Source organism: Epilithonimonas sp. (genome assembly GCF_056329745.1).
The window spans coordinates 14,040-39,393 of sequence record NZ_JBWEYV010000016.1 but is presented as its reverse complement, the minus strand read 5'-3'; the positions used below and the strand labels follow the sequence as shown (position 1 = coordinate 39,393).

Sequence of the window (25,354 nt, the reverse complement as noted above, 5' to 3'; positions counted from 1 at the left end):
ATCATGTCTACAATAAAAAACACTTTTCAAAATTTGCAGATCCTGGAAGAAGCCAGGAGTGCTGCGCGCCTTAACCTGAAAGATCAATACCAGTCTGTGGTAACGCCCTTTGTGGCGATTATCCACACTGTGATGAAAGCTAACAATGAAAATCATTTCGAGGCCGTCAAACGTATCCAGGATAAAACCGAAATGATGGCAGAACCGGAAAAGAAAATCATCTTTGCGGCGGCATTGATGGAAATTGTAGAAGAAGTGAATCTGAGTGATTTTAGCAAAAATGGGAAATGGTAGTTGTGGTTGTAATATTGTCGGTATAATTAAAATAATAATAATAGTATGGCAATTACAACCACATTAGTGCAAAAAACAGCCTTTGATTTCACTGTCCTGGTTCAGGATGAAACCGGGTTTGGAGTTTTAAGAAATTATCAATTTGTGAAAAATGTTCCCGGTAAGAGATATAAGGGTGGGACGTTCGATTTTATCAATAATCCATTGTTTTTAGAATTTGGAAGGTATGAAAATCTTTGTATTAAGCTTGTAAACTTTGTGATTGAGAATTACGATTTAATAAGATCTCAAGAGTCCAGAAAACAATTCATTTTTAAATTATTAAGTTAAGACATATGAGCAATAAGAAAAGAATTTCACTAAGAATTGGCATTTTAGAGAAGAAACATTTCTTAGAAAAACATCAAGTTAGAATTTTTAAAAGGCATTTTACTGGATTATATTTTCAACTTCCGGAACCTATAAAGCAATTGGAGGGCATGTTAGCGTTAGAAAGGACAAAGTCTGGAGAAATTAAAACTGTTTTTGCTGGTAGCAGGGATTTTGTTGGGAGAGAATAAATTTTTTTTTAAAAAAGTTTAAATTTTTTTTGTTCCTATTAAACGATTATAAAGTTTTGTATGTACTTTTGTGCAAACATTTATACCAACATTTATACAAACATTAGTACAAGGAGTAGTATAAGAACATGTATAGAAAGCATATCAATAAGCTTATAAACAAAAAAGCGCCCTTCAAATTATTGAAGAGCGCATAAGTGAAAGTTAAATCACTTTTACCCAGAAACAGAAAGGCTTGCCGTTGGCGCGGCGTATAATCCTTCCGTTTCGTTTGACCGTCATTGAAAAGACGAGCTTTTCAGTGAAGCCATTTTTAATACGATATTGGTCCATCGTTAAAAATTTAAGGTTAAACAAATTAAATTCCTGAGTTCGCAGCTCGGGAATTTTACGTTATACAATCGAAGTCAAAGACCTTAGGTATTCGTTCAACCTTAACATTCTTGTACAAAAGTAAATATTGTTTTTATACAATGCAACGTAATTTTCTTGAGTTATTAACAATTTTTAAAATAAAGGTTTAATAACCGTATTATATTAATAAAAAATTAATTCCATAGCCGGCTTCGCTCGTGGTAACGGCGAAGCCGAAATTTTTTTTTGACATAAAAAAACCGCCTTACTGGCGGTTTTGCTTTAAATCTGTATTTTTTTATAAAGTTCTGCAGAAAGTGTTTTCTTTAGTTCCTGCATTAGCTTTTTTATTTTGTCCTGCTGTTGCATTTGGCTTTCAATCTTGCGGATCTGCAAATAATGTTCATTGATAATCCTGTTTTCATGGATGGCATTTTGCAAAATCGGCATAATAATATTTTTATAATCCTTCAATCTGATAAACGGAATCACAGAACCACAAAAAAAAGGTTCTAAAATCTTGCTTGTAAAAATGATATAAAGTATCTCAAAATCTGCGCTTCGCTCCGTTCTTACTTCCCAACAGTTGGGAATTGGTTTTTTTAGCGGTCTGCCTGCGTTATATCCTCGGGACTGGATATAAAAAACAGTTTCATTTTCCTTGATTTCCATTGATTCTCCGCTATATGTTTTAATTGTCATTGCTGATAATGATTTGATTTTTAGAAATTTCGATTTTCACGTTCTGACCTATTTCAAAACCTGCATTTTTTAGCCAAATGCCTGAAATGTTAATTTTTGGCACTTGCTTTTTTCCTTGCCACAAATAGCCTGTTTTTAAAAATCTAAAATTCATAATCTGCAAAATCTGATAATTCGTGAGAGTTCCAACTGATAAACTGATCTGCAATCCATTGGGCTGGGTTGGCTTGGTTTGCGCTTTCTTTTTTAAAAAACTGATAATCTGTCCAGTTGAACAATTTTGTAAAACCTTTGTCTTTTAGGATTTGGTAAACCTTATCGGATAATTTTTGTATTTTTGTGCTTTCGGTTGTCATAGGTCGAAAAATTTTAATTAACGGAGGAAAGGGCAAGTTTCCCCCGTTTTTTTGTTGTTAGATTTGAAAATTTAAAACATCTGCTTCGGAACTGTCCAAAAGTTTATAAAGTTCCTCCTGGGCAATCATTAAGATTTTGTCAATTATTCGGGAGTTCGAGATCTCAAACGTTTTCCCGTCCGTATTTTCCAGAATTAAAGTTTCCTTTAATCCATCACGCCCGACTAAGTAAGCGTTAAGATCGTCAGATTTGTGTTTCAAAAAATTGAATTTTCCGCACAACGCTTGGAAGTTTTCAAGGTTTTTAATCCTTTTCTCGGCGGTCGTTTCAAGTTTGGGCAAAATTGTTTCATTTTTCATGTTTACGGTTTTTGCGTTCTCTTTTGGCTCTGTGCTGGCAGATACTTTCTTCTCTGCGTTCGCTTTAGTTGTTAATTCGTTCATTATTAATTATTTACTGTAGTAAATTTACTAAAAAAGTATGAAAAAACCTACTAAATATATCAGTATTTAGCTGTTAATCAATTATTTATATCAATTCCAAATAGTTTAAAACTACTCCTGCGCCCTTACAAAAAATCAGCCTTTTTAAAAATCGAAATCGGGCAAAATGCACATAATCAGATTTTTAACCTTTTTCATTCTTTTTGAAAAAAGAAATAACAACGTTTGAGGCCGCCCCGCTCCAAAGGCCTAAATGCGGTCGCAAATCCCGAAAATCGGGGGATATATGGCTAAACCACCACCAATAGGGCGTTTGTTGAAAATTGACATTGCGAAGCGGTTAATTTTTAATGAACACCAATGTTCTTGCGTCACAACGCACGCCGATTGCCTTCGGCATCTTTGCTCAAACTATTACCACCATGGCAAGCGCAAGGCAAATACGTGACGAGATAATGAAGATGACTATTGTGGTCAATTCTGATCCGGCGCAGAAGGCTATATATGATCTGGGGCAGAAGACTAATGACCTCGTAGCTAATAAGCGTAAACTCTCCAAGGAGCTAAAGGAGACCGAAACTTTATTAGGTAAAGAGAGCGAAGAGTATAAAGCTTTAGCTAAAGAGATCTTGGCTACTTCTAAGGAGATTACAGGTAACCGCAAGGAGATGGAGCGATTGCGAAGCGATATGGATGTTACCCAGATGACTATGACTCAGCTTAAGCAGGAAGCTAAGTTGTTACGTGCTAGTCTTGATAATATGGTTCCAGGGTCAGATACTTCAAAGGCAATGCAGGCGCAACTGGATAAGGTTAACGCCCGCATGGCAGAGGTGCGTGCCGGTGCTGGTAGCACATCGCTATCCTTTAAAAATCTTGCTGAACGTTTTAATCATTACAGTGGTATAGTGACGGCATGTGCCGGGGTTCTGGTAGGGTTTGGGCTTACTGTGCAAAACATTATAGACCGAAATAATAAACTGGTGGATGCTCAGACCGCTGTATCTAAGACGGTGGGTATGACTAAGCAGGAGGTAGAAGATCTCACCAAATCATTCAGTGACCTGGATACCCGAACTTCTAAGATAGATTTACTTAAGATCGCTGAGACCGGTGGTAGGCTGGGTGTAGGTAAAGCGGAAATCAAAGATTTTGTTCAGGAGGTTGATAAGGCTAATGTAGCACTGGGCGATGGCTTTGCCGGTGGTGTAGAAGCGGTTACCGATACGCTGGGTAAGTTGAAGGGATTATATTCCCAAACTAAGGATCTGAACATTGCAACTGCCATCAATCAGATAGGTTCTGCGATGAATGAACTTGGGGCAGCTGGTGCAGCCAGTGAGCAGAATATAGGGGAGTTCGCAATGCGCCTGGGTTCTCTCCCGGAGAAACTGAAACCTACAATTGCTGAAGCCCTGGCATTAGGTGCAGCCTTTGAGGAATCAGGTATTGATGCAGAGCGCGCCTCTACCGCATATTCATCAGTTATCCGTACGGCTGCAAAAGATGCTGATAAGTTTGCGAAGGTGATGAATATCTCTAAGAAAGAGGTGGAGGACCTGATGAACAAAGATCCTTTAGAATTCTTTCTGAAATTCTCTGAGGGTGCAAAAGGTCTTGATACCACCGAACTGGCTAAAATGCTGGATTACCTTAAACTGAATGATCAATATGTTATCTCCACCATGGGGGCCGCTTCGGAGAATACAGACCGTTTCCGTAAATCTATCGAACTATCCAATAAATCATTAACAGAGGCCACGTCTCTACAACAGGAGTTTGATAAAGTCAATAACAATTCCGCTGCTATTTTTGAAAAAGTTCAAAAACACTTGGTAGGAATTTTTGCAAATGATTCTGTTGCAAAAGGATTGAACTGGCTCATTGAGGGGTTTGGGAAAATGATTGGTGCTGTAGAAGATACAGATGGGACTTTAAAAACGACAGGGCAAACAATCGTTTTTCTTACGAAGTTATTTGTTATCGGAGCAGTGGCGATTTTCAGTTACAATACTGCTGTAGCATTAACAAATATAACTTTACAAGGGACGAAGGATAAATTAATAGGATATACTGTTATTCAGAAAGCACACAATCTTTATACTCAAACATCTACATTTCTTCAAAACCTTGTAACTGCTGCCTATTTGCGCGGGCAAGTTGCTATTTTGGGCTTAACTGGGAATACTGTTCGTCAGGCAGCGGCTCAAAGAATGCTAAATACTATAACCCTGGCGAACCCTTTTGCATTGGTTGTAACTGCTATAATGGCTTTGGGTGCAGCTTACCTTCTTCTTTCCAAAAGAATTGATGAGACGGCTCAAAAGCAAAAAGTTCTTAATGATTTCAGAACCAGTGCTGCAATGGCGGTACAGGATGAGAAATCAAAATTAGAAAGCCTTTTGATTGTAGCGAGAAATGAAAGCGCTTCTAAGGCCGATCGGTTGGCAGCCATCAAAAAATTAAACGACATATCACCGGAGTACCTTGGCAATTTAACATTGGAGAACCTAAAGACTGCTGAAGGGACAAGGTTAATCAATGAGTATATCAAATCTCTCGACAGAAAGGCGATGAGCGAAGCTTTGAGTTCAAAAAGAACCGAATTGTTCAAAAAACAAATTGAATTACAAAGCAAAGATGTTGAGCCAGGATGGCAAAACCTTGGTGGTGTAGGGACATATGTTGAGCAAAAATTAAATTCCGGCAATAAGCTTAGGAATATGTCCGTAGAAGATGCTAAGAATATTGATGCAATGACCAAAGTTGCGGATATTGAAAAAGAGTTGTCTAAATATGTTCCTTTGGTTCAACAAGCTTATCGTAAAAGAAGGGAAGAATTAAAGGCGAATTTTCAGCAGATGAGCTCTTTGAACTCTGAACAAAAGAAATTCCTTCAGCAGAATCCGGGTGCAGTTCTAGATACTAAATCCCCCTACACCATTCCCGGAGACGATACTGGTAAAGGCAAAAATTCTTCAGATGCTTCCGCTCGCAAAAAAGAGCGTGAAAACAGGTTAAAAGAAGAACATGACCGGGAAATGTCCCAAATAGCTAAAAATGGAGAGGAGGCAGCACGTTTGGCGAATCAAATTGCTTTGGATATTACAGATGCTAAAATTGACGCCATGCAGGAAGGATTGGAAAAAGAATTGGCTCAGATCAATATTGATGAGATGCGTAAATCTGAGGCTATCGAAAAACAAAAAATTGGCGCTACTGACATTAATAATCTTCAGAAGAAAATAGATAAAGCTACCGGCCAGGATAAAAAGTTATACCAGGCATTAATGGATGCCTGGATTAAGAATAATGAGCAGCTTGAGCAGGAGAAACTAGCTCAAAGCGAAATCTTTGACCAAAAACGAAGGACGGCAGAATACAAAGCTGAAACCAAGCATCTCTCTGACATTGATAAAGCCCACCAAACTGAATTAGGGCACCTCAAAAGACAACAGGATGAAGAATTGGCTTCATACACAACGCTTGCTCAGTTAAAGGAAGGGCTCAAGGGCAGAATTGATGAAAAAGAGCGTCAAAAAATTACGACTTGGGCAGAAGGTAAAGAAGCATTAACAAAAGTTTACCAAAAACGTGAACTTGAACTTCAGGTCACGCACCTGGAAGCCATGGTTAAACTTTACGAAGGTTTGGATCTTGGAGTTCTGACACCTGAGCAGAGAGAGCAAGTAATGAAGTTTATTGATGAAGCCGGGAATAAAATAGCAGAATTTAAAGCCAAAATTGCCGGAGCAGATCAGAATGATGACAAGAAAAAGAAAAAAGACACCAATGACAGTTCTGATATTTTTGGTATGACCGCCTCAGGTTGGAAGTCTTTGATAGATGATATTAAAGACGGTTCTGCAACAGCTGCCGATGTTGTAAAAGCCGGAATTGGTGCCATGCAAAGTGCTTTCTCTACTTATTTTGCCTATGTAGAAGCTAACGAAAAAAGGCAGTTACAACGTTTTGAGCAAAGAACTGCACAGAAGAAATTAACCTATAAAAAGCAATTGCTTGAAGGCTACATCAACCAGGAAACTTATAAAAAATTATCACTCAAAGCTGATCAGGATCTTGATAAGAAAAAAGCTGAACTGGAAATCAAAGCAGCCAAGCGAGAGAGAGCTCAGCAGGTAATGAGTATAATTGGGAACACGGCTAATGCTATAATGGGGATCTGGGCGCAGTTCCCGAAATTTGACTTTGGAGCAACTGCAGCAATTATGTCGGGAGTAGTTGGAGCGTTAGGTGCCGTTCAGTTAGCTACGGTTCTGGCGACGCCACTACCAACTGCAGACGGTTATGAGGACGGTTTTGGGATGGAGTATCCTATAGAGAGGGCGCAGGATGGTAAACGCTTTAATGTAAGACGCAAACGCCTTTCAAGTGGTTTGGTAGATCGTCCAACACACTTTATCGCAGGAGAGAATAACAAAGTAGAAATGGTGATTGACAGCCCTACATGGACCAAATACCCGGATGAACTTAAGCAGGCGATCTATTCGGCTAATGCCCGGGCCAAAGGATTTGAAAACGGTTACAATACCATCAGCGCCACCGGTAAACAAACAGAATCTAACGATGATGTAATGATAATGCTTATCAGTACAGTTAACCGTATGAATACCACACTTGATAATATCGAGAAGAATGGTATCCAGGCAAAAATTGCAAAAACCGCCAGAAACGGGAAAGAAGTGGAGGACATGCGCAGCATGTACAATGATCTTAATAACAAAAATAAACACGGATAAATTATGCCAGTAATAGGTAGTACTAATGGATGGGTACGTCCCGCAAAACAATCGCTAAACTGGGCGCGTGGAACGGATTACCCAGAGGTAGCTTCACTTTCTGTTTCATCAACCAATGCAACTTTTGTAGAAGTAAGTATACAAAAAATAGGAACTTCTGTTGATTGGATTGAAATTGACGGATACAACGGTGATGGTTTTTATATTGATGATTTCATAGCTTCTAAGACGCTGCCAATAGTTTTAAAGAATCTTGAATCGCTGACGGGTAATGCGTATAAGGCTGTAATTAGGTTCAGATTCGGTAATTATGAAGGTGCAGATAAGATGGTGGATGTAGAGATTAATTTAGCTATATCTGGGAGTTTTGGGCCTCAAACTGACAAGTCTAATTATAATGTTGTTTTCAATCGCGCCAATAATGCTTTGACGGGTGATACAACTGTTAATATTCTCAATAATGGTAGTAATAGCCCATTAACCTTTTGGCAGCCTTCTAATATTTTTGAACCAAAATCAGGGTTTACGTCTGGGTTTACGATTCAGGATAATACAACGATAAGCATTGCGAATAATCCCAATATTCCGGCTACCGGGAACGTAAGTCAGCAATGCAGGTTGTTGGATGTCGCCGGTAATTATATTAGTGCGTTTGCTATTAACCTTACTGTCCTAGATGATAACGGCATCGGCGTCAGCCCTTCTTCAGTAAGCTTTGATGTTATAAAAGGCACGGAGAAATCTGTGGTGTTGGATCTTATTAATCCGATTGGTTTTGCCTTCACTGTGGAAAAGTCACCATGGCTGCAAACTTCTGTCAATGCAGGTAATACTTCAATGCAAATCACCATTACTACATCTACGGATGACTTGGTGGACGGATCTTATAACGGCTTTGTGAATATCAAATTCGCTAATGGAACTTTGGTTGTCCCGGTGTCGCTGCTTTTGAGGCAATTTTTTACAATAGGCGAAACCAAGTTCTGCCTGGATCTGAAACCTATTTCCTTCCAGTTAATCAACCCAAACGCTGTTCACGTAAAAGTGTCGATCTCTGCGGTGTATAATGTGATGGGTAAAGAAACTGTCGTGGCGCATTCTTATAGTATTCCTTATGTCAATGAGAAAGCGTCTTTTGATCTTGGCCGGAAGCTTCATAATTTTTTTCCCCGGTTCCGGGATCACTTGTTTGGTATCGCTTCCGAGACTGAATTTTGTAAAGCTATTGTTTGCGACCTGGTCTTAGAAGAACTAGATGTGGATTACAAAACTATAATGACACAAAACGTAACTGGGTTGCACTTTTTGCCTGGAAAAAAACCGGTTAAATTTCCAATTTTGACCAATTACGGCCATAGGAAATATAATAAGAATAGTGATGTATTCCTCAGCCGTGTAGATAATAACCGTGTTTTGGTCCAGAAAATAAAACCTGATTCAGATCATGAGGAAATCACTGTTGCAGATCAGACAATAGATCTTTATAAATATCCTGATACCTATAAACCTATCCAAATGCACTGGGAAAACCAAAACTTAGCACCTGACTGGTTTACATTTGCCGGCGACTATACCGTTACCGCTAATTTCACGCATATCACTTCCAAAAATGTGCTGAACTCTATGACTGAAAAGTTTGACACAACCAAAACAAAAAAGCTAACCATTAATAGTGGTTTTATCTTGAGGCATGAACTGCCGATGCTGGAGGAAATGGTTATGCAGCGTTTAGTTTTTATGAATATAGAAGGTAAGGTTTACCAGGCTTTCAACACAACAGAAAAGTTGGTTTTACAGGCATCCGGGCAAACGGTAATTGATAGGGATTTAGAATTTTTAATCGTTGAGCAGTAATGGAAATAAAATTTATATCCGAAGGCAGAAGTTTGGATTTATCCGGGAAAGAATTATCCGTAAGCGAAAGTAATTCCAAGATCAGTGATAAGATGTTTACCAAATATCTTTTCCCTTTTGATTTTTATATGGATGACCAGTTTAAAAGAGAATTTGGAGATTACTCCAGTTTTGATGCTTTCAAGTTACCGAAGTCGATCAGTGGCCAGATCCTTTATGAAAACTCTTACCGTCTAGCGAAGTTAAATATCCTGGGATGCGAAGGCAATTATTTGACTTGCCAAATCGATTTTGGATTTGAAGAGATCCCGAACTTTGATAAGCAACTGAAAGAACTTCCCCTGGAGAAATATCCTGTTGATAATATTCACACTTTTGCGGCCAATATTGCGGGGCAACTATACCCGCAAACTAACTTTAATTTCCCCAGGTTATATACTGCTCAATTTTCCCCGGACGATACAACCTGGGATGCATTCAACGGCTACATCAATGATATGAATAATGATGGTACAGCGTTGAAAAATAACTATACCACAGATGACGGGGAGATCTATAATGTTAATATTGTGCATCCGATGCCTCATATTTTATATCTCCTCAAAACTGGTTTCCAGGACGGCGGCTATCAATTAGGAGGCGAGATTTTGACCGATCCTTTACTTCAAAATATTTGGGTCTATTCTGCGACGGAATACTTTAGTCGATTAACATTGCGAAAAGTCGGATTACTTATTAAAGTGATGGATTACCAGGAGAGATTTAAAAAACAGTCTCGTCCATATCCATATGGTTATTATAATAAGACTGTAGAAATTCCAAAGCCTGGTAATTATAAACTGATTGCTAACGTGATGTTGGCTAATCACAAATCTGGTCTAAGTCCAACAGATATACGGATTGCATTGGACGGGAAACAAATACTTTATCGTTCAGCAGATGGTGAATTATATTTTACATTTGAAACGGATATAACTACGGTAAAGGAAAATGAAGTTCTGCGTGTTTCGGGATATCGTTCATTTGGTGATGGTGATACGGAAACATATTGTGAGCTTACCGTTGTATCGAAAAATACCTTTGAAAATGAAGAAAACACAGGTGAAGATAATGGTGTTATAACAAATCCTAATCAAATAGATTTAACCAGGGCGGTACCGGATATCACATTTGGCGAATTGGTGAACCGTATCCGTAATTTTCTAAATTACGATGTAGAGCTAGTTGATAATACCATTGTCATGAATCGGATTCGAGGGGCTAAAAAAAATAACATTAAGGTTGTGCCTGAGAAGTTTTTAGCTCTGGAACCACAGGTCGAATTCAGTAATAAAAATTCATTCCTAATCAAAATGCCAGATTGGGAGAATGAGGAAAAACCGGATTCTGTCTATTATGACGAGACAGGTATCATTGTAAACAAAGAAGCCGGAGAGCTTACCACTACGATTGAGACAAATACTTATGCTTTGCCGGTCTATGTAGCTTTACCAAGAGGCCAGGAGACAGCCGTAGTTAAAAGCTATAGCACCAATCTTCTACAACTTGTAAAATATAACGGGAAAACTGGTATACAAAATAATGCAAAGCCCGCTCCGGAACTAACCTTTCCTACGTTGTTTTATACCAATTGGGTAGAGTTTCTGCGCGAAAGGCTCAACAGTGGAAAGTTTACCTGGACCTTTATTGCAGAAGATGATGAGCTTAACTTCACCATCAAAGATGAGTTAAGCTGCTATCAAAACATACATAGGATCAAGGAGTGGATCAAGGACTATTACGAAAACTCGATGCAGGTGCAGATCGTGACAGAAACAATCAGTTGAATCGGATGATATCCATATCATCCAATACTTCTTCGCGTACCAGGTGAACATATTTTTGCGTGTGCTCAATTTTGGCGTGGCCGAGGAGTATTTTTAGTCTGTATACATCACCACCGTTTCGCATAAAGGTCGTTGCAAAAGTGTGCCTGCCAACATGCATGCTAATAACTTTATCGATTTGGCACACTGCAGCAATTTTCTTCAGATGTTCATTGATTTTCTGGCTTGCAATCCATTTTTCAAAAAGTTCAGGTCTGTGCTCTACCATTTTTCTTGCTTGTGAGTTGATCTTCATAAATTGCCTTTTATCTGTTTTTACGGACGAAAACTGAAACTTTTCAGCCAGGACATCTCTTCTTTTTAATTCATAAATATCAGATACTCTCAATCCTGTATAACATGCAAAAAGAAAATAACCTAACGGCAAGATGTGTACTGGATTAATTTCTTCGCTATAATAATATTCAATCATTAATCTCATTTCAGACGGTTCAAGGTAAACCGTTTTCGCAGAATTAACATTAACTTTTAGGTCGTCTGGTCGAATGTTAAGTTTGATATCCTTTTTGTACGCAATATTGATGTAAGTCTTAATTACTTTTAAATCGGTATTGTAGGTAATATCACTGTTATTTTTATAAAACTTGCGATATTTCTGCAAAAATTCCTTGGTAAGTTTATGAAAAGGAATCTCTTTTGAAAATGCTTCAAGTTTTTTAAGCACTGTCTGATGATTTTTGATTGTTTGTTTCTTGTAGTTCTGTAAAGCTAGATGATGCCTAAAAAATGAAATGAAATCAAAATCAGGACTTGCGCTCTGAAATTCTTCAATGAGGGTTCTGGCAGAAAGTAACCGGTCTTGCAACATATAATTAGTTTTAATGATGGTTAATTTAGCTTCGATATTTTCCAGGATCAGATTGTATTGTTCAGCATTCTGACTATTTTTTATTCGTTGCTTTTTCTGATCCCAAAGATTTGCCGGGATATAGATGTCTGTATTTAACCGGATTCTGTTTCCGGTATCTGAAACATCCAGATAGAGTAAAGATTCTCCGGATTTGTTTTTGTAGCCTCTAAGGCTGAATCGATGGCGTGTAGTCACAAAAATACGTGTTGTGTCGAATTTTGTGTCAAAAATTGATTTCGGTGTGGATAAAAGTAAGCTCATAAAATCTGTTTGTTTTTATAAGCAGAATCGCTGTAAACCCTTTATTGATGCGGTATTGTAGTCGCAAAAAAAAAGATACACGTAAAGCTGTTTAATTAGCTGTTGTGTATCTTTCTTTAAATATAGTACCCAGGACCGGAATACCATGATTCTTTTCTAAATTTTAATTTGTTTTAACTCGCTATATATCAGTATATTTGGGATATATAATATTTTTCAAAACTGGTGTTTAGGTGTTTTTAGTTAGTTTAATTTCAAAATTAGCCACCCTTTTGACCACCCTTTTTTCTATTTAACTATAATTTATTTGTTATGAAAGTCAGCTTTGAATTAAGGAAAGAGAAGATGAATGCAAATGGACTAATCCCCATTCAGATTTTAGTACGTGCAGATGGGAAAAGACTTCGCAAAAATATTGGTGAATCTGTTTTACCGAAATATTGGAACGGTAGTCGAGTTATTCCAAACTCAAGGAAAGAGGCATATAACCGTCATCAGGAAATTAATGATAAACTCGTTGAAATTGAAGAAAAAGCCCGACAAATTTCTTTGTTTTTCGCCATCAATAAATTGCAGTTTTCTAACGAAATTTTTCGAGAAAAATTTGAGAGTGAGAAGGAGATTAAAGTTGAGCTTTATGATTTTTTTGAAAGTTTTGAGGAATTCATAGAATCAGGAAAACTATCTAAAGCATATAATACAATTAGGGCACAGACTACAGTTAAAAATTTCTTACAGGAGTTCCAGAAAGAAAAAAGATTCAAAATAGAATTTGATACTGTTACAGACTCCTTTTTTGATAAACTTTCAAAATTTTGTTTTTTAGAAAAAGAGATTAAAAACAATTATTTTGCAAAGATTATTGCTGTTCTTAAAACGTTCCTGCGATGGGCAACAGAAAAAGGTTATAACACCAACAGAGAATTTGAAAAGTTTAAAGCAACCGAGCACGATATAGATATTGTGTATTTAAGCTTTGAAGAATTAATGAAACTGTATGAAAAAGAATTTGAATCTGACAGACTTTCTCACGTTCGGGATTTCTATTGCATGGGATGTTTTACCGGACTGAGATTTTCTGATTTGTCGAAATTGCATTTAGCAAATATTTCAGAAGATCATATTGTTCTTTCTATACAAAAAACCAAAACGCAGAATCACGCTATCAAGTTAAATAAATATGCAAAAGCAATTTTAGAAAAATATAGGGGAACCATTTATGAGCCTTTGCCAGTTATATCTTCTCAGAAATTCAATGATTACATTAAAGACTGCTGTGAGTTGGCTGAAATAACTCAACCCTTTACTATCCATTGGTTTGTAGGAAATCAAAAGAAAACTTTAACTCAACCTAAATGTAAATTTATCACCAGCCACACTGCGAGAAAAACATTCATAACCAATTCTCTTCTTTTGGGAATGGAGCCGAAAGCAATAAAAAAGATTGCCAATATTAAGAAAGATGCAGTTTTGGATAAATATATGAAAGTAACTGAAGCATTTACAGATGAGCAGATGGATAAAGCGTGGGGATAGATTATTGCATATCGCGGTTTGCGATAATAAAGATTACACTTTCATAATTTTTCAGTAATATTGCATATCGCAATACGCAATATATGAAAAATTCTAAACAAAATATGAAACCGCAGGACATCGTTTTGTTACTGAAAATTGTGAGTTTGAATACTGATTCATGGAACCAGTCTACGGTTGCAAAAGAATTGGGAATCAGCCAGGCAGAAATAAGCGAATCGGTTGCAAGATCAAAAAATTCCGGTTTACTTGATACAAAAGGGAAAGTGGTTTTGAAATATGCATTGGCTGAATTTTTACAATATGGAATCCGTTACACTTTTCCTCAAAAGCCAGGTGCAATTGTTAGAGGTATCCCTACTGCACATAGTGCTCCGCCGCTTAATAACGAAATTCACAGTAATGAAATGTATGTTTGGGCTTATGCAAAAGGGAATGCGAGAGGACAAAGCATAGAACCCCTTTATTCTTCAGTTCCGGAAGCTACATTGAAAGATGAAAAACTGTACGAATTACTTGCTATTACGGATGCCATCCGTGTAGGACGAACAAGAGAAAAAGAAATAGCTATAGAATACCTAAAAAAATATTTAGAAATTGCATAACAAGACCATCAATATAGGTGTTGTAGCTGAAGTTGCGGAAGGTTTAAAACAATACAGAGAGCAAGTAGTATTTGTTGGAGGAGCGGTAATCAGCCTTTATACCGATGATCCTGCAGCCGATGAAATACGTCCTACAAAAGACATAGACTTCACTGTTAATATTGTTGATGTAGGTGAGTTTCATAAAACAATTGAAGAATTGGGAAAACTGGGATTTCATCCAGACCCTTTCGGAACATCTATTTGCAGTTACACATACAAAAAATATCCAGTTGATATAATTCCAGCTGAAGACAGTGCTTTTGGTTCAACGAATCGATGGTATAAAATAGGTTTTGAAGATTTGTGGAAAGTAAAAGCAAAAAATCAGGAAATTAATATTTTATCTGCACCATGTTTTCTCGCAACAAAGTTTGAAGCGTTCAATAGTCGTGGGAAAGATTACAGAACCAGCCATGATATTGAAGACATCATCTATATTATTGACAACCGTACGACTATTGTAGATGAAATTGTCAAATGTGATTCGAGAATTTTAGAATTTCTCAAGTCAGAATTTCAAAAAATCATTGATAAAGGTCTTTTGGATGAGCTCCTGCAAACTCATATACATCCATTCATTATTGAGGAAAGAATGGAGATTGTAAAAGAGAAAATAGGCGGTATTATGAATGCTTGATTTATAAAATGCCAATCAAATAAGGAAAAGAGTGGAAATGATTTCAGATAACTTACGTTTATTTTTATTAATTGCAGTTTTCAGCGTGATAGGATTTGTCATTTTGTTTAGGGCATATCTGTACATCACGGAGAAATATTTCCTGAACGAATTTACCTGGCTGCTGCAAAATACAATTTTCAGATCCTACCTGGTTTTTAAGTCTTTTGCAATTTTCATTTTACTTGTCTATTTTTTCATTGCTGTTTACAGCATTGTCCTGACTCTTTACTGGTGGTATGGCTTGTTTATTTTGGGATGCCTTTTCTATCTGGTTTTTAAAATTAGAAAATCAAAAAAAGAAGGAAAATTAAATTTTCAGGAAGATTTCATCTTTCAAAAATATAGTACAAAAGTAAGTTTCTATAATAACCAAACAGAAGAATACCGGCGGAAAAGTTTTGAATCCATCATTGACAAAATTAAAAGAATGGAATTGAACGGAATCGGCAACGCTGATTATAAAAAGTATTTATCAAAAAACTTTTTACTTAAAATAGACCAGTTTTTAACATTTGAATATTTCGATAACAGATTATACAATTCAATTTCTGATCATTACACCACAACTCTATTCTATCGAAAATATCTTAAAAATGTACTGGAGATAATCAGCAGAATAGATAAACAAACTGAAAATCTTAGACTTTTAAATAATAATTATCAGACTATTTCAGAAATTTTGTTAAACATTAAATTGATAAGATTTGATGATAATCAAGGTTTGTATTATGACATTTCACTTGTTGATTTGGAGATTGATAAACATCTAAATTCGGATAATGAAAATTTAAGCCTTGAAAAAAGTCTGACGGTCATCAACCAATCTTTGGAGAATCTCAAATTAGCATTTGAAAACAATAATTTAAACCATGCTCTTTCAGAACAAACTGGAATACTTAATGCAATTAAAGAAAAGATAAACACCATAACAATAGAAAGTAAATTTTCAGTTTATAGATTACCAGACAATTGTAATGTAAGGAATATCTACGACGCTCTAATTGATTATTTTGCACGAAAATCGAATATTGAACTGTTGCCAAAAAACAGTTCTGATATTGAAAAGCTTGTAAAGAAAAGATTCAGAAACAATTCAAATAAGCAAATATCAAAAGTAAATAAAGATTACAGTGACCGTCAATTCTTTATTGAGCACAGAGAAGAATTGTACAATGCCGTTTCCTTTGCCATATCAAAATATGCACTGGAAAAAAAGAAACTTGCAGAAATCATTTTGGAAGAGTTTCCGGATATAGGTCATTTATTAAAAACAATTGAAAATCGTCTGTAAAATAGAGATTTGGTTTTTAATTAATCAAAAATAAAACACACATTATCAGGTATTTATATTTATAATAAAGATTCCAAAATAGTTAAACGATTATTCCCAAACCTTTGTACTGACAATAAAGTCAACATCGTTTAACTAAAATTCATTAAAATGTCAGTACAACTTTATTCACACTCCAAAGCAGATTTGGAAAAAGCGGTTGAAATCATTCTAAAAAAAGCAACCGATTTCACATTACCAGTTAAGAAAGCAGAAGACCAGCCAGAAGATTTGATTTCTCAGATTGAAGCTGCAAAATTCCTGCATATTTCCATTCCAACCATTATTGATTGGCGGAAAAATAAGGATTTGCCATTTTACAATTTCAGCGGAAGGTATTATTATTCCAAAAAGGAACTTTTGGACTATGGAAGAAACCGAAGATATTAAGCAATTTATCAAGTTTAATTTTCTCTTTGTTTAATCATCCGTACCTCCTCCTCTTACGGAATAATACCCCTTCAAAAATGACCGACGAAATACCTTATCTACGAGTAGGCACGACTTACTATAAAATCATTGAAAAACCGCAAATCTCTGGTGACAAAATTTCGATATTGGTTCGCTGGAATCGTGAAACGATTATAAGTGACCACGGGAAAACTTATGTCTCCTCCATTCCCAAGTACGATGGATTTTGCTGTATTCCTTCTCATTTGGAATATCGGAAAATTATTGAGACATTTTACAATATGTACAACGAAATTCCCCACCAGCCGGCAGAGGTAAATCTAAGTACTGATGCCTTGAAAGAAAAAATTCCGTTTTCCCTTCAGTTTATGCAACATATTTTTGGGGAACAGTTGGAGTTAGGCTTAGATTATATCAAAATATTGCTTGAGAAACCAACCCAAATGCTTCCGATTTTATGTTTGGTAAGCAAAGAGCGTTCTACAGGAAAATCCACATTTATCAAATGGCTGAAATCCATTTTCGGACTCAATATGACTTACATCAAAGGTGATTCCTTCAGCAGCCAGTTCAATTCGGATTGGACTTCGATGCTCATTGTTGCGATTGATGAAGTATTCTTTGACAAGAAAGAAATTACAGAACGACTAAAATACCTTTCCACCACGGATAAGGATAAGAAAGAAGCTAAAGGAAAAGACCGTGAGGAAGTTGAGTTTTTCGGGAAATTCATTCTCTGTTCCAATAATGAAGACAACTTTATCCAAATTGATGAAAACGAAATACGCTTTTGGATTATCAAAGTCAAATCCATTAAAACCGAGAATACCGATTTTTTAAAAAATCTGATTCGTGAAATCCCTTACTTCCTGAGATTCCTGATGCAGAGACCCTTTTTCAGTCAGAAGCAAACGAGAATGTGGTTCACGAATTCTGAAATCAGAACTAAAGCACTTCAAAAGCTCGTGTGGAAGAACAATAACAAATTGGAATCCCGGATCATTGAACTTTTGTATGAATTTTTTGAAAGTACGGAAGATCAGGAAATACAGTTCGTTCCGCAAGACCTGTTCAATATGCTCGGCAAAATGTTCCGAAATCATTACTGGACGGTGAACGACATACGAAAACTTCTGAAAGAAATCTGGAAACTTGAACCCCAGAAAAATTCTCTGGCTTACATCAGATATGATATTGACTACAGTGGAACTTTTTATCAGCAAAATAAAATTGGACGATTTTTTACCCTAAAAAGGGATTTTATCCTACAGAAATTTGATGAAATGATGAATTAATTGATAATGAAAAGAAAATCAAATACTTGTATCTCATCAAAAGCCTCATCAAAATTTTCAATGCTGTTTTTTGATGAGAGACTGATGAGAAGATAATTCGAATTTTGATGAGATGATGAGCATTTGATGAGGATTTAAATGAAACAATATCAATATAATACATCGTTATCTCATCAATTCATCAAAAATTTCACAATAACAAATCCGACCGTGTGAATGCAAAATAAAACCTTGCATTTACTGATAAAACGATTAAAAGTATTAAAAAATAACACAATGAACTGCAACCAATTTAACCGCATCTCGTTGGAAGAAGTCCTCCTTTCTCTCGGACACCTTCCCACGAAACAAAATGAAAAAGAAGCCTGGTATCTCAATCCTTTTACCAGCGAATCCCAAGCATCTTTTAAAATTGATAAAAGACTTAACGTCTGGTATCTCCATTCAGAAGGAATTGGCGGAAACAACACCGATTTTATGCAAAAATATCAGAATGCTTCCGTAAAAGAAGTTCTGGAATGGGCAGAAAATCAGAATTTTTCTTCTTTTCAACCGCAGAACGATATTCATCTGAAAAATTCAACACCCAATTACACCATCACTGAAATTAAGGAAATCCAAAATGAAAACCTGAAAAATTATCTGCATCAAAGGGGACTTTCGCAAATCATTTATCCGTTGGTTAAGCAAGTGCATTTCAGACTGGGAGAAAAAATGCTTTATGCCGTTGGATTTAAAAACCGTTCCGGAGGTTGGGAACTGCGAAATTCGTTTTATAAAGGTTCTCTTCTGAAAAAGGATATTTCAGTTATCAATCTTAGCAATGACAATCCCTTATTGAACAAGAGAAATGTTGTGGTTTTTGAAGGATTCATGGATGCTCTGTCTTTTGTTGAAATGAAGCGGTTCTATACCGGAGATATTTTAGTAATGAATTCCATTTCCTTATTAAATACAACAAAAGAACAGTTGAAAAATTACTCAGAAATCAATTTGTTTTTGGATAATGATAAAGCTGGTGAAAAATGCCGGGATGAAATTCTTAAAAGTTTTCCGGCTGCGAGAGATCTTTCCGGGATTTACGCGAAACACAAAGATTTGAACGAGTATCTGCAACACGGAATTCAAACTGAGAAAGAGGAACAAAACCATCAACGGGAACAAAAAATTATTCACGAAGAAGAGCAAAAAACCAATCCGATTTACCAAAGGAAACGCTGATGGTGCGTGCGCATATTTTTACAAACTACCTGCAGAAGTTAGGAACTCATTCGCAACTTTGAAGGTCGATGCTCTCCCAACAAAGTTACTTCTTCGCTCTGCGAGGCTTTAAACTAAGTAAAATTGATACAGATGGAAATAAAATCCGATTGAAATTACATAAATATTTCTAAAACCTATTTCTAAACTCAGTTAATTCTTTGACATGTATTGGAATACTACAACTAAATCAAAAACATGTATGTCTTTAATACAGGTTCTTCCAAAACCTGTATCAATGTACTACAGGTTGCTCACAGAGGTGAGTAAATAAACTACAGGTTTCAATAAATATTGCATTATATAATTCTACAAAAATACATTGATGTAAAATCATAAAAATTCAAAAACACAAATCCATATTGATATGAAGACTTCTATTAATTTCAAGGCAGCAAAATCCGATTCTGAAATCCATAACTTCAGGAAGAAATCTTTTGATTATATCCGTAAGGATTTAACACCTAACAATGAATATTGGCAAGAACAGAAAATAGCAGACCGCCTTCAAAAGATTGAAGCCTACTGCAAGGAAAAATCCGGGCGTAAACTTCAAAAGAATGCAATGCCAATAAGAGAAGCCGTTGTGGTGATTAAAGAAAATACAACCATGCAGGATTTGCATAATTTATCAAAGCGGTTGGAAGAAGAATTGAAAATACGAATTTTCCAGATTGCCATTCATAAAGATGAAGGACATTATGACAAAGATACCAAAGAATGGAAACCGAACCACCACGCCCATTTGGTTGCAGACTGGCAGGATTTGAAAACAGGAAAAACCTTAAAACATCAATCTTTTCATTATTCCAAAATGCAGGACATTGCAGCTGAATCTTTGAAAATGGAAAGAGGGAGATCAGGATCTCAGGCGAGGCTAGAAGCTATTGACTATAAAATTAAAATGAAAGAAGAAGATCTAAGAATTCTGGAAAAAAGAGAAACTGAAATAATAGCAGCCATTGAGTCTAAAGAATCCGAAAAATTCCTTGTGAAAGAGTCTGATTTCTTAGGCTTTCAAAGAATCAAAACGGATAAAACTATTGAAAATTTTAAAAAAGCACTCAAAGCCAACCATCTGAAACTTCTTAAAAACAAAACAGAGTTGGAATCTCAGGCAAAACAAATTTCAGAACTTATACTGAAGAATGAAGGTCTGAGAAAGGAAATCCAAATAGCCGGAATCAAAAACGCCACACTACTTACCAATCCGAACGTTTTTGCTGTTGAAAAGAAAAAATATCTGGATTCTGTAATCAATGTCATTGAGAAAACCATCAGGAATGAACGTTTGAAAGTTTCTTTTTATGACCGTTCAAAATCTAAAGATTTTAAAATTTCTGATGAAATCGGAAATATTTGTGAAAGAATATCAAAAGAAAATAATATTCCTTTCTCTGCTTTTGAGGAAGTTTTTAAGGATCCTAATATTACGGCTCGCTTTTTTACATTATTACATTTTGGTAGTGAGCAAAACAGGGAGAAATCAATGAAAGATATTTCGTTCAAAATAAATAGTCAAACAAAAGAGGGTGAACAGAAAAAAAGAAAGGGATTGAGAAGGTGACTTTATCATAACTACAACTTCATCTGAAAGTTAATTATTATGATTTAAAGCTCAGTTCATTTTGTAATTGTTACTTAAGCTTAGAAATACTAGTCAACACTTATGTAAGCTCGGTCAGTTTGTCCGCGTGGCTTTTAAAGAGTCCGGCGAATTGCTTTCTGATCAAATGTTCAATTACAACCGTCTGTTAAAAGATTCTATAACCTATGCGCTCACAATGAAAAACGGCAATGCCCAGCAAAAAAGAGCTATCTAGTTGCTGGATCAACTTGAAAGTAAATTGACTTATATACACAGGCAAAACGTTCCTGATACTGCAAAGGATATTTATCAAAACTGCAATAAGGATTTAGTTCAACTCATAGATACCATTGAGGATTCTGCGGTAAGTACTTTGGGAACTCTGTTCTCTTGCATCCCGTTGGCTTATGAACATACAGAGGATCAGGTTCCTCATTTTAAGGAAAAAAAAGAAAAAGGCGTCCTCGGGGAATATAAAGTATGTATTTACAATCCCGTCAGAAATAAGTATATTTACCATTCACAGAGGTTATGCCTGTTATAGGCGAGACCATCTACCGTAGCCCGCTTTTGGGCTATTTACTTTCTACAGCGGAACCATTATCATAATTAACAATATAATCCTGTTTGTTTTTGTAAAGCGTAAAGATCAGCACAAGTTATTTACGTTTCAGGGCAGCGATACCTGTTTTACCGGGCTTTTCCTTATCTTTTAACTAGTTAAAATAAGTTCGAAGTTTTTTGTTCTGGATAATGACAAGGTTGCCGCCAAGAATAAAGCTTATAAAAAATACCGAGAATTGTCCTTTGAAGACGAACAGGGACTGAACAATATGAAACAGCAAATCAAGGATAATTACCGTCAAATTAAGCTGGATATTGTTGAAGTAATCGAAAGTGAGTTGGAAAAACCGAATATTAATAAAACCTTTGGAGCTTAAATTTAATATCGTAATATTGCAATGTTAAAGTTGTAAAATATGGGGCTTACAAAATCAGAAATATTCACAGAAGAACAAAATAGGTTTGCTTCTCTGTTTAAGGTTTTGGCACATCCTGCGAGGGTTGCCATACTTCAATACATCATCAATCAGAAAGCCTGTATCGGTAATGATTTGGTAGAGGAATTGGGATTGGCACAAGCAACCATTTCACAGCATTTAAAAGAGTTAAAAAGCATTGGTATTATTCAAGGAACGATTGAGGGAAAATCAGTTTGTTATTGTATTGATGAAAATGTGTGGAAAAAAATCCAAGCAGATTTTAATGCTTTTTTCAATCAGGACGTAAAAGTAACCAAGTGCTGTTAGCGATGTTTTTTTAGCATTTAACACCGTTATATTGCGATATATAATTCAGTAAATCATTTCAAAATCATAAACAATGACACTATCAGACATCAAAGAAATTTTACCAGCATTAGATAATGTTGAATTTCAATTAGAGAATGGTACGTTTGTACCCGAACATTTCCACGTTACAGAAATAGGCATTGTTACAAAACATTTTATAGACTGTGGCGGAACAATCAGGAACGAAAAAGTGGTCAATTTCCAATTATGGAACGCTAACGATTATGAGCACAGGTTAAAGCCGACCAAACTATTGAACATTATCAAATTATCCGAAGATAAATTGGGTATTGAAGATGCCGAAATAGAAGTGGAATACCAAAGCGAAACGATTGGCAAATACAATTTGGATTTTAACGGAAACCATTTTGTACTGAAAAACAAACAGACCACTTGCTTGGCAAGTGATGCCTGCGGTATTCCTGCCGAAAAACAAAAAGTAAAATTATCAGAGCTGAACAGTACTTGCTGTACGCCCAATTCGGGTTGTTGCTAAAATCATAAAACAAATCATTATGAATAAAGATTTAATCGGAACGATTGACAGAATTGTTTCTAACCAGCATATCATCCAAGAACGTAAAGCCGTATTGCAACCATTGGTAGATTTCATACAACAAAAAGTAAACAACGGACAGGAAATAAACCTAAATTTCATCTGTACACACAATTCACGCCGGAGCCATTTAGCACAGGTTTGGGCACAGGTGGCAAGTGCATATTATCATATTCCGAACGTGCATTGCTTTTCGGGTGGTACGGAAGAGACGGCATTGTTCCCGAAAGTAGCGGAAACATTGGCTAAACAGGGTTTTTCTGTTTTCAAAATTTCGGAAACGGACAACCCTGTTTATGCCATTAAGTACAGCGAAAATGCCCTGCCGATAATCGGTTTTTCAAAAAAGTACGATAGTGCTTTCAATCCTGTATCGGCATTCACAGCTATTATGACCTGTTCACAGGCGGACGGTGGCTGTCCTTTTATTGCAGGTGCGGAAAAGAGAATACCTATTACATTTGAAGACGCTAAAATTTCAGACGGCACAGCAGAGCAGACACAGGTTTATACCGAAAGAAGTTTGCAGATAGCTACCGAAATGTTCTATGTTTTTTCATTGATTAAAAAATAACCGATGCAACCAAAACTAAAATTCCTTGACCGATACCTTACCCTATGGATATTCCTTGCAATGGCGGTAGGTGTAGGATTGGGCTATTTCTTTCCCAATATCTCCACTATTACAGACAGCTTGTCCGTAGGTACGACCAATATTCCGTTGGCAATCGGTTTGATACTGATGATGTATCCACCATTGGCAAAAGTTGATTATACATTACTACCAAAAGCGTTTAAGGATAAAAAAGCAATCGGCATATCCCTGTTGCTGAATTGGGTAGTCGGCACGGTGCTAATGTTCGGTTTAGCTGTTTTGTTTTTACGCAACGAACCCGATTATATGGCAGGGCTGATTTTGATAGGTTTGGCAAGGTGTATCGCAATGGTCATCGTATGGAGCGATTTGGCAAAAGCCAACAGGGAATACACGGCATTATTGGTAGCATTGAACAGCATCTTTCAGATATTGAGTTACAGTTTTTTGGTTTGGTTGTTCATCAACGTATTGCCCAATAAATTGGGGTTAGCCAATTTCAATGTAAGCGTGTCAATGAAAGATGTAACCGAAAGCGTTTTGATATACTTAGGTATTCCTTTTTTGGCAGGTTTTGTTAGCCGATATGCACTTGTTAAATCAAAGGGTATCGAATGGTATAACAGGAAATTTGTACCCAAAATATCGCCAATTACATTATACGCATTGTTGTTTACCATTGTATTGATGTTCAGTCTGAAAGGCGATAAGATATTAGAATTGCCAATGGATGTAATAAAAATAGCCATACCGTTAATCATCTATTTTGTACTGATGTTTTTTGTGAGCTTCTTTATAAGTAAATCTTTAAACGTTCCGTACGAAAAGAATGCTTCCATAGCGTTTACCGCCACAGGAAACAATTTTGAATTGGCAATAGCCGTAGCCATTGCCGTTTTTGGTGTTCATTCGCCACAGGCATTCGTGGGCGTAATCGGCCCACTCGTGGAAGTACCTGTGTTGATACTCTTGGTAAGAGCAAGTTTGTGGTTAAAGAAAAGATATTACGATTAGATCTAATACCCTACGATTTTAGTATTTAAAACAACGGCTTGTGTTTTTTGCTGTAGATTTCGCTAATCAAATCCCCGAACTCCTGAAAATGGTAATCGATAATATTATCCAGATACACATAAGTTGTAAACTTGTCGATGCTCATAATATTGGTAAGCCTGTTAAACCTTGGTGTTCCTGCCGAACAAAAAACGATTTGCCCTTGCTTGCCGCCCAGTTCGGGATTTAAAAAAATTATCCGTAGTATTTTAAAAAGTTTTAAATTACAGTATCTTATAAAATAGAGTAGATTTTTTTATTAACTTTGTATGTATGAAAAAAATACTCGCAATATTTTTTCTAACCACATATCTTATTTCAACAACAGAGTTAGGTCAGTTGTTGAAGTTTCCTATGTTGGTAGAACACTATTTCGAGCATAAAGAAAAAAATCCTCAAATGTCCGTAATGGATTTTTTGGTACTTCATTATGAAGGTAATCACCTTGAAAACCATCCTCACGATGAGGATTATAAAGAAGATCAAAAATTACCTTTCATTACTCACAATGATTTGCTGACGGTTTCCTTTATTCTTTCCAAACCATTATTTTTAGAACCTGATGCTCTAAAGACGTATAATTCTTCAAGGAAGAAAATAGCAGTCCGTGATGAAGATTTTATACCGGCTACTTATCTGTCGGGCATCTGGCAGCCTCCAAAATTCTGTTAATCACTTTTTTGATTTTTCCGGTGAATTATTTCATCGTGTATTACTGTTTGCTGACGTTT

General features: G+C 36.2%; 28 protein-coding genes. 22 read left to right on the top strand and 6 right to left on the bottom strand.

Translation table 11 applies throughout. The annotated features are described in order from the left end of the window. Window positions 1-3 precede the first annotated feature (3 nt). The 3 genes from AC00Y6_RS11760 to AC00Y6_RS11750 are packed head-to-tail and all read left to right on the top strand — an operon-like array spanning window position 4 to window position 854. Entirely contained in the window at window positions 4-294 is a 291-nt protein-coding gene (locus AC00Y6_RS11760; RefSeq protein ID WP_474490808.1) for a hypothetical protein, read from the top strand. Between the two features lie 45 nt (window positions 295-339). After that, complete coding sequence (locus AC00Y6_RS11755) at window positions 340-624, top strand: hypothetical protein (RefSeq protein WP_474490807.1); 285 nt, start codon at window positions 340-342, stop codon at window positions 622-624. A 5-nt stretch (window positions 625-629) separates the two neighbouring features. Further along, window positions 630-854: a hypothetical protein gene (locus tag AC00Y6_RS11750; protein WP_474490806.1), complete on the top strand. Its 225-nt coding sequence runs from the start codon at window positions 630-632 to the stop codon at window positions 852-854. Between the two features lie 204 nt (window positions 855-1,058). On the opposite strand, the gene AC00Y6_RS11745 is transcribed toward AC00Y6_RS11750, so the two are convergent. From AC00Y6_RS11745 to AC00Y6_RS11725, 5 genes are all read right to left on the bottom strand, one after another. Beyond that, window positions 1,059-1,187 (bottom strand): hypothetical protein, encoded by a 129-nt coding sequence (locus tag AC00Y6_RS11745; protein ID WP_474490805.1) that lies wholly within the window; start codon window positions 1,185-1,187, stop codon window positions 1,059-1,061. Window positions 1,188-1,490: 303 nt separating this feature from the next. After that, window positions 1,491-1,910: a DUF6943 family protein gene (locus AC00Y6_RS11740; RefSeq protein ID WP_474490804.1), complete on the bottom strand. Its 420-nt coding sequence runs from the start codon at window positions 1,908-1,910 to the stop codon at window positions 1,491-1,493. Further along, window positions 1,900-2,064: a SymE family type I addiction module toxin gene (locus AC00Y6_RS11735; RefSeq protein ID WP_474490803.1), complete on the bottom strand. Its 165-nt coding sequence runs from the start codon at window positions 2,062-2,064 to the stop codon at window positions 1,900-1,902. Before AC00Y6_RS11735 ends, AC00Y6_RS11740 begins: the two co-directional genes overlap by 11 nt. Further along, window positions 2,054-2,266 (bottom strand): hypothetical protein, encoded by a 213-nt coding sequence (locus tag AC00Y6_RS11730; protein WP_474490802.1) that lies wholly within the window; start codon window positions 2,264-2,266, stop codon window positions 2,054-2,056. The genes AC00Y6_RS11735 and AC00Y6_RS11730 overlap by 11 nt, the downstream gene beginning before the upstream one ends. A gap of 57 nt (window positions 2,267-2,323) precedes the next feature. Next, entirely contained in the window at window positions 2,324-2,710 is a 387-nt protein-coding gene (locus tag AC00Y6_RS11725) for a hypothetical protein (RefSeq protein ID WP_474490801.1), read from the bottom strand. A 350-nt stretch (window positions 2,711-3,060) separates the two neighbouring features. Between AC00Y6_RS11725 and AC00Y6_RS11720 the strand changes: the two genes are divergently transcribed. The 3 genes from AC00Y6_RS11720 to AC00Y6_RS11710 are packed head-to-tail and all read left to right on the top strand — an operon-like array spanning window position 3,061 to window position 11,150. Next, window positions 3,061-7,470: a phage tail tape measure protein gene (locus AC00Y6_RS11720; protein ID WP_474490800.1), complete on the top strand. Its 4,410-nt coding sequence runs from the start codon at window positions 3,061-3,063 to the stop codon at window positions 7,468-7,470. A 3-nt stretch (window positions 7,471-7,473) separates the two neighbouring features. Further along, window positions 7,474-9,324, top strand: a complete 1,851-nt coding sequence (locus AC00Y6_RS11715) for a hypothetical protein (protein WP_474490799.1) — start codon at window positions 7,474-7,476, stop codon at window positions 9,322-9,324. Next, complete coding sequence (locus tag AC00Y6_RS11710; RefSeq protein ID WP_474490798.1) at window positions 9,324-11,150, top strand: hypothetical protein; 1,827 nt, start codon at window positions 9,324-9,326, stop codon at window positions 11,148-11,150. The genes AC00Y6_RS11715 and AC00Y6_RS11710 overlap by 1 nt, the downstream gene beginning before the upstream one ends. Here AC00Y6_RS11710 and AC00Y6_RS11705 read toward each other — a convergent pair. Next, window positions 11,143-12,321 carry a tyrosine-type recombinase/integrase gene (locus AC00Y6_RS11705; RefSeq protein WP_474490797.1) on the bottom strand — a complete coding sequence of 393 codons (1,179 nt, stop codon included), beginning with the start codon at window positions 12,319-12,321 and terminating at the stop codon, window positions 11,143-11,145. The genes AC00Y6_RS11710 and AC00Y6_RS11705 overlap by 8 nt on opposite strands. Before the next feature lie 312 nt (window positions 12,322-12,633). Here AC00Y6_RS11705 and AC00Y6_RS11700 point away from each other — a divergent pair, with 312 nt between their 5' ends. The 16 genes from AC00Y6_RS11700 (at window position 12,634) to AC00Y6_RS11625 (ending at window position 25,295) form a co-directional block, all read left to right on the top strand. Then, window positions 12,634-13,857: a site-specific integrase gene (locus AC00Y6_RS11700; protein ID WP_474490796.1), complete on the top strand. Its 1,224-nt coding sequence runs from the start codon at window positions 12,634-12,636 to the stop codon at window positions 13,855-13,857. Window positions 13,858-13,940: 83 nt separating this feature from the next. Beyond that, window positions 13,941-14,462 (top strand): hypothetical protein, encoded by a 522-nt coding sequence (locus tag AC00Y6_RS11695; RefSeq protein WP_474490795.1) that lies wholly within the window; start codon window positions 13,941-13,943, stop codon window positions 14,460-14,462. Then, on the top strand, window positions 14,455-15,141 hold the full coding sequence (locus tag AC00Y6_RS11690) for a nucleotidyl transferase AbiEii/AbiGii toxin family protein (RefSeq protein WP_474490794.1): 687 nt from the start codon (window positions 14,455-14,457) through the stop codon (window positions 15,139-15,141). Before AC00Y6_RS11695 ends, AC00Y6_RS11690 begins: the two co-directional genes overlap by 8 nt. A 292-nt stretch (window positions 15,142-15,433) precedes the next feature. Further along, window positions 15,434-16,474, top strand: a complete 1,041-nt coding sequence (locus tag AC00Y6_RS11685; protein ID WP_474490793.1) for a hypothetical protein — start codon at window positions 15,434-15,436, stop codon at window positions 16,472-16,474. Window positions 16,475-16,624: 150 nt separating this feature from the next. Continuing rightward, a complete protein-coding gene (locus AC00Y6_RS11680) occupies window positions 16,625-16,903 on the top strand; it encodes a helix-turn-helix domain-containing protein (protein WP_474490792.1) in 279 nt (92 codons plus the stop codon). A 77-nt stretch (window positions 16,904-16,980) separates the two neighbouring features. Beyond that, window positions 16,981-18,219 carry a DUF5906 domain-containing protein gene (locus AC00Y6_RS11675; RefSeq protein WP_474490791.1) on the top strand — a complete coding sequence of 413 codons (1,239 nt, stop codon included), beginning with the start codon at window positions 16,981-16,983 and terminating at the stop codon, window positions 18,217-18,219. Between the two features lie 276 nt (window positions 18,220-18,495). Continuing rightward, window positions 18,496-19,440, top strand: coding sequence for a toprim domain-containing protein (locus AC00Y6_RS11670; RefSeq protein WP_474490790.1), 945 nt, complete (start codon window positions 18,496-18,498; stop codon window positions 19,438-19,440). A 406-nt stretch (window positions 19,441-19,846) separates the two neighbouring features. Further along, window positions 19,847-21,046: a hypothetical protein gene (locus AC00Y6_RS11665; RefSeq protein ID WP_474490789.1), complete on the top strand. Its 1,200-nt coding sequence runs from the start codon at window positions 19,847-19,849 to the stop codon at window positions 21,044-21,046. Window positions 21,047-21,173: 127 nt separating this feature from the next. Continuing rightward, complete coding sequence (locus tag AC00Y6_RS11660) at window positions 21,174-21,302, top strand: DUF5712 family protein (RefSeq protein ID WP_474490788.1); 129 nt, start codon at window positions 21,174-21,176, stop codon at window positions 21,300-21,302. After that, complete coding sequence (locus tag AC00Y6_RS11655) at window positions 21,303-21,611, top strand: hypothetical protein (protein WP_474490787.1); 309 nt, start codon at window positions 21,303-21,305, stop codon at window positions 21,609-21,611. 256 nt (window positions 21,612-21,867) lie between these two features. Next, window positions 21,868-22,008, top strand: coding sequence for a hypothetical protein (locus AC00Y6_RS11650; protein WP_474490786.1), 141 nt, complete (start codon window positions 21,868-21,870; stop codon window positions 22,006-22,008). 39 nt (window positions 22,009-22,047) lie between these two features. Continuing rightward, entirely contained in the window at window positions 22,048-22,377 is a 330-nt protein-coding gene (locus tag AC00Y6_RS11645; RefSeq protein ID WP_474490785.1) for an ArsR/SmtB family transcription factor, read from the top strand. A gap of 73 nt (window positions 22,378-22,450) precedes the next feature. Further along, window positions 22,451-22,915, top strand: a complete 465-nt coding sequence (locus tag AC00Y6_RS11640) for a DUF6428 family protein (RefSeq protein ID WP_312400213.1) — start codon at window positions 22,451-22,453, stop codon at window positions 22,913-22,915. 19 nt (window positions 22,916-22,934) lie between these two features. Next, window positions 22,935-23,549 carry a protein-tyrosine-phosphatase gene (locus AC00Y6_RS11635; protein ID WP_474490784.1) on the top strand — a complete coding sequence of 205 codons (615 nt, stop codon included), beginning with the start codon at window positions 22,935-22,937 and terminating at the stop codon, window positions 23,547-23,549. A gap of 3 nt (window positions 23,550-23,552) precedes the next feature. After that, window positions 23,553-24,584 carry an ACR3 family arsenite efflux transporter gene (arsB, locus tag AC00Y6_RS11630; protein WP_474490783.1) on the top strand — a complete coding sequence of 344 codons (1,032 nt, stop codon included), beginning with the start codon at window positions 23,553-23,555 and terminating at the stop codon, window positions 24,582-24,584. Between the two features lie 312 nt (window positions 24,585-24,896). After that, window positions 24,897-25,295 carry a hypothetical protein gene (locus AC00Y6_RS11625; RefSeq protein ID WP_474490782.1) on the top strand — a complete coding sequence of 133 codons (399 nt, stop codon included), beginning with the start codon at window positions 24,897-24,899 and terminating at the stop codon, window positions 25,293-25,295. The last annotated feature ends 59 nt before the right edge of the window (window positions 25,296-25,354 follow it).

Bases quoted from the DNA above. Each gene is read 5' to 3' on its own strand.
- AC00Y6_RS11760 (WP_474490808.1), top strand. From the start codon at position 4: ATGTCTACAATAAAAAACACTTTTCAAAATTTGCAGATCCTGGAAGAA.
- AC00Y6_RS11755 (WP_474490807.1), top strand. From the start codon at position 340: ATGGCAATTACAACCACATTAGTGCAAAAAACAGCCTTTGATTTCACT.
- AC00Y6_RS11750 (WP_474490806.1), top strand. From the start codon at position 630: ATGAGCAATAAGAAAAGAATTTCACTAAGAATTGGCATTTTAGAGAAG.
- AC00Y6_RS11745 (WP_474490805.1), bottom strand. From the start codon at position 1,187: ATGGACCAATATCGTATTAAAAATGGCTTCACTGAAAAGCTCGTCTTT.
- AC00Y6_RS11740 (WP_474490804.1), bottom strand. From the start codon at position 1,910: ATGACAATTAAAACATATAGCGGAGAATCAATGGAAATCAAGGAAAAT.
- AC00Y6_RS11735 (WP_474490803.1), bottom strand. From the start codon at position 2,064: ATGAATTTTAGATTTTTAAAAACAGGCTATTTGTGGCAAGGAAAAAAG.
- AC00Y6_RS11730 (WP_474490802.1), bottom strand. From the start codon at position 2,266: ATGACAACCGAAAGCACAAAAATACAAAAATTATCCGATAAGGTTTAC.
- AC00Y6_RS11725 (WP_474490801.1), bottom strand. From the start codon at position 2,710: ATGAACGAATTAACAACTAAAGCGAACGCAGAGAAGAAAGTATCTGCC.
- AC00Y6_RS11720 (WP_474490800.1), top strand. From the start codon at position 3,061: ATGAACACCAATGTTCTTGCGTCACAACGCACGCCGATTGCCTTCGGC.
- AC00Y6_RS11715 (WP_474490799.1), top strand. From the start codon at position 7,474: ATGCCAGTAATAGGTAGTACTAATGGATGGGTACGTCCCGCAAAACAA.
- AC00Y6_RS11710 (WP_474490798.1), top strand. From the start codon at position 9,324: ATGGAAATAAAATTTATATCCGAAGGCAGAAGTTTGGATTTATCCGGG.
- AC00Y6_RS11705 (WP_474490797.1), bottom strand. From the start codon at position 12,321: ATGAGCTTACTTTTATCCACACCGAAATCAATTTTTGACACAAAATTC.
- AC00Y6_RS11700 (WP_474490796.1), top strand. From the start codon at position 12,634: ATGAAAGTCAGCTTTGAATTAAGGAAAGAGAAGATGAATGCAAATGGA.
- AC00Y6_RS11695 (WP_474490795.1), top strand. From the start codon at position 13,941: ATGAAAAATTCTAAACAAAATATGAAACCGCAGGACATCGTTTTGTTA.
- AC00Y6_RS11680 (WP_474490792.1), top strand. From the start codon at position 16,625: ATGTCAGTACAACTTTATTCACACTCCAAAGCAGATTTGGAAAAAGCG.
- AC00Y6_RS11675 (WP_474490791.1), top strand. From the start codon at position 16,981: ATGACCGACGAAATACCTTATCTACGAGTAGGCACGACTTACTATAAA.
- AC00Y6_RS11670 (WP_474490790.1), top strand. From the start codon at position 18,496: ATGAACTGCAACCAATTTAACCGCATCTCGTTGGAAGAAGTCCTCCTT.
- AC00Y6_RS11665 (WP_474490789.1), top strand. From the start codon at position 19,847: ATGAAGACTTCTATTAATTTCAAGGCAGCAAAATCCGATTCTGAAATC.
- AC00Y6_RS11645 (WP_474490785.1), top strand. From the start codon at position 22,048: ATGGGGCTTACAAAATCAGAAATATTCACAGAAGAACAAAATAGGTTT.
- AC00Y6_RS11640 (WP_312400213.1), top strand. From the start codon at position 22,451: ATGACACTATCAGACATCAAAGAAATTTTACCAGCATTAGATAATGTT.
- AC00Y6_RS11635 (WP_474490784.1), top strand. From the start codon at position 22,935: ATGAATAAAGATTTAATCGGAACGATTGACAGAATTGTTTCTAACCAG.
- arsB (WP_474490783.1), top strand. From the start codon at position 23,553: ATGCAACCAAAACTAAAATTCCTTGACCGATACCTTACCCTATGGATA.
- AC00Y6_RS11625 (WP_474490782.1), top strand. From the start codon at position 24,897: ATGAAAAAAATACTCGCAATATTTTTTCTAACCACATATCTTATTTCA.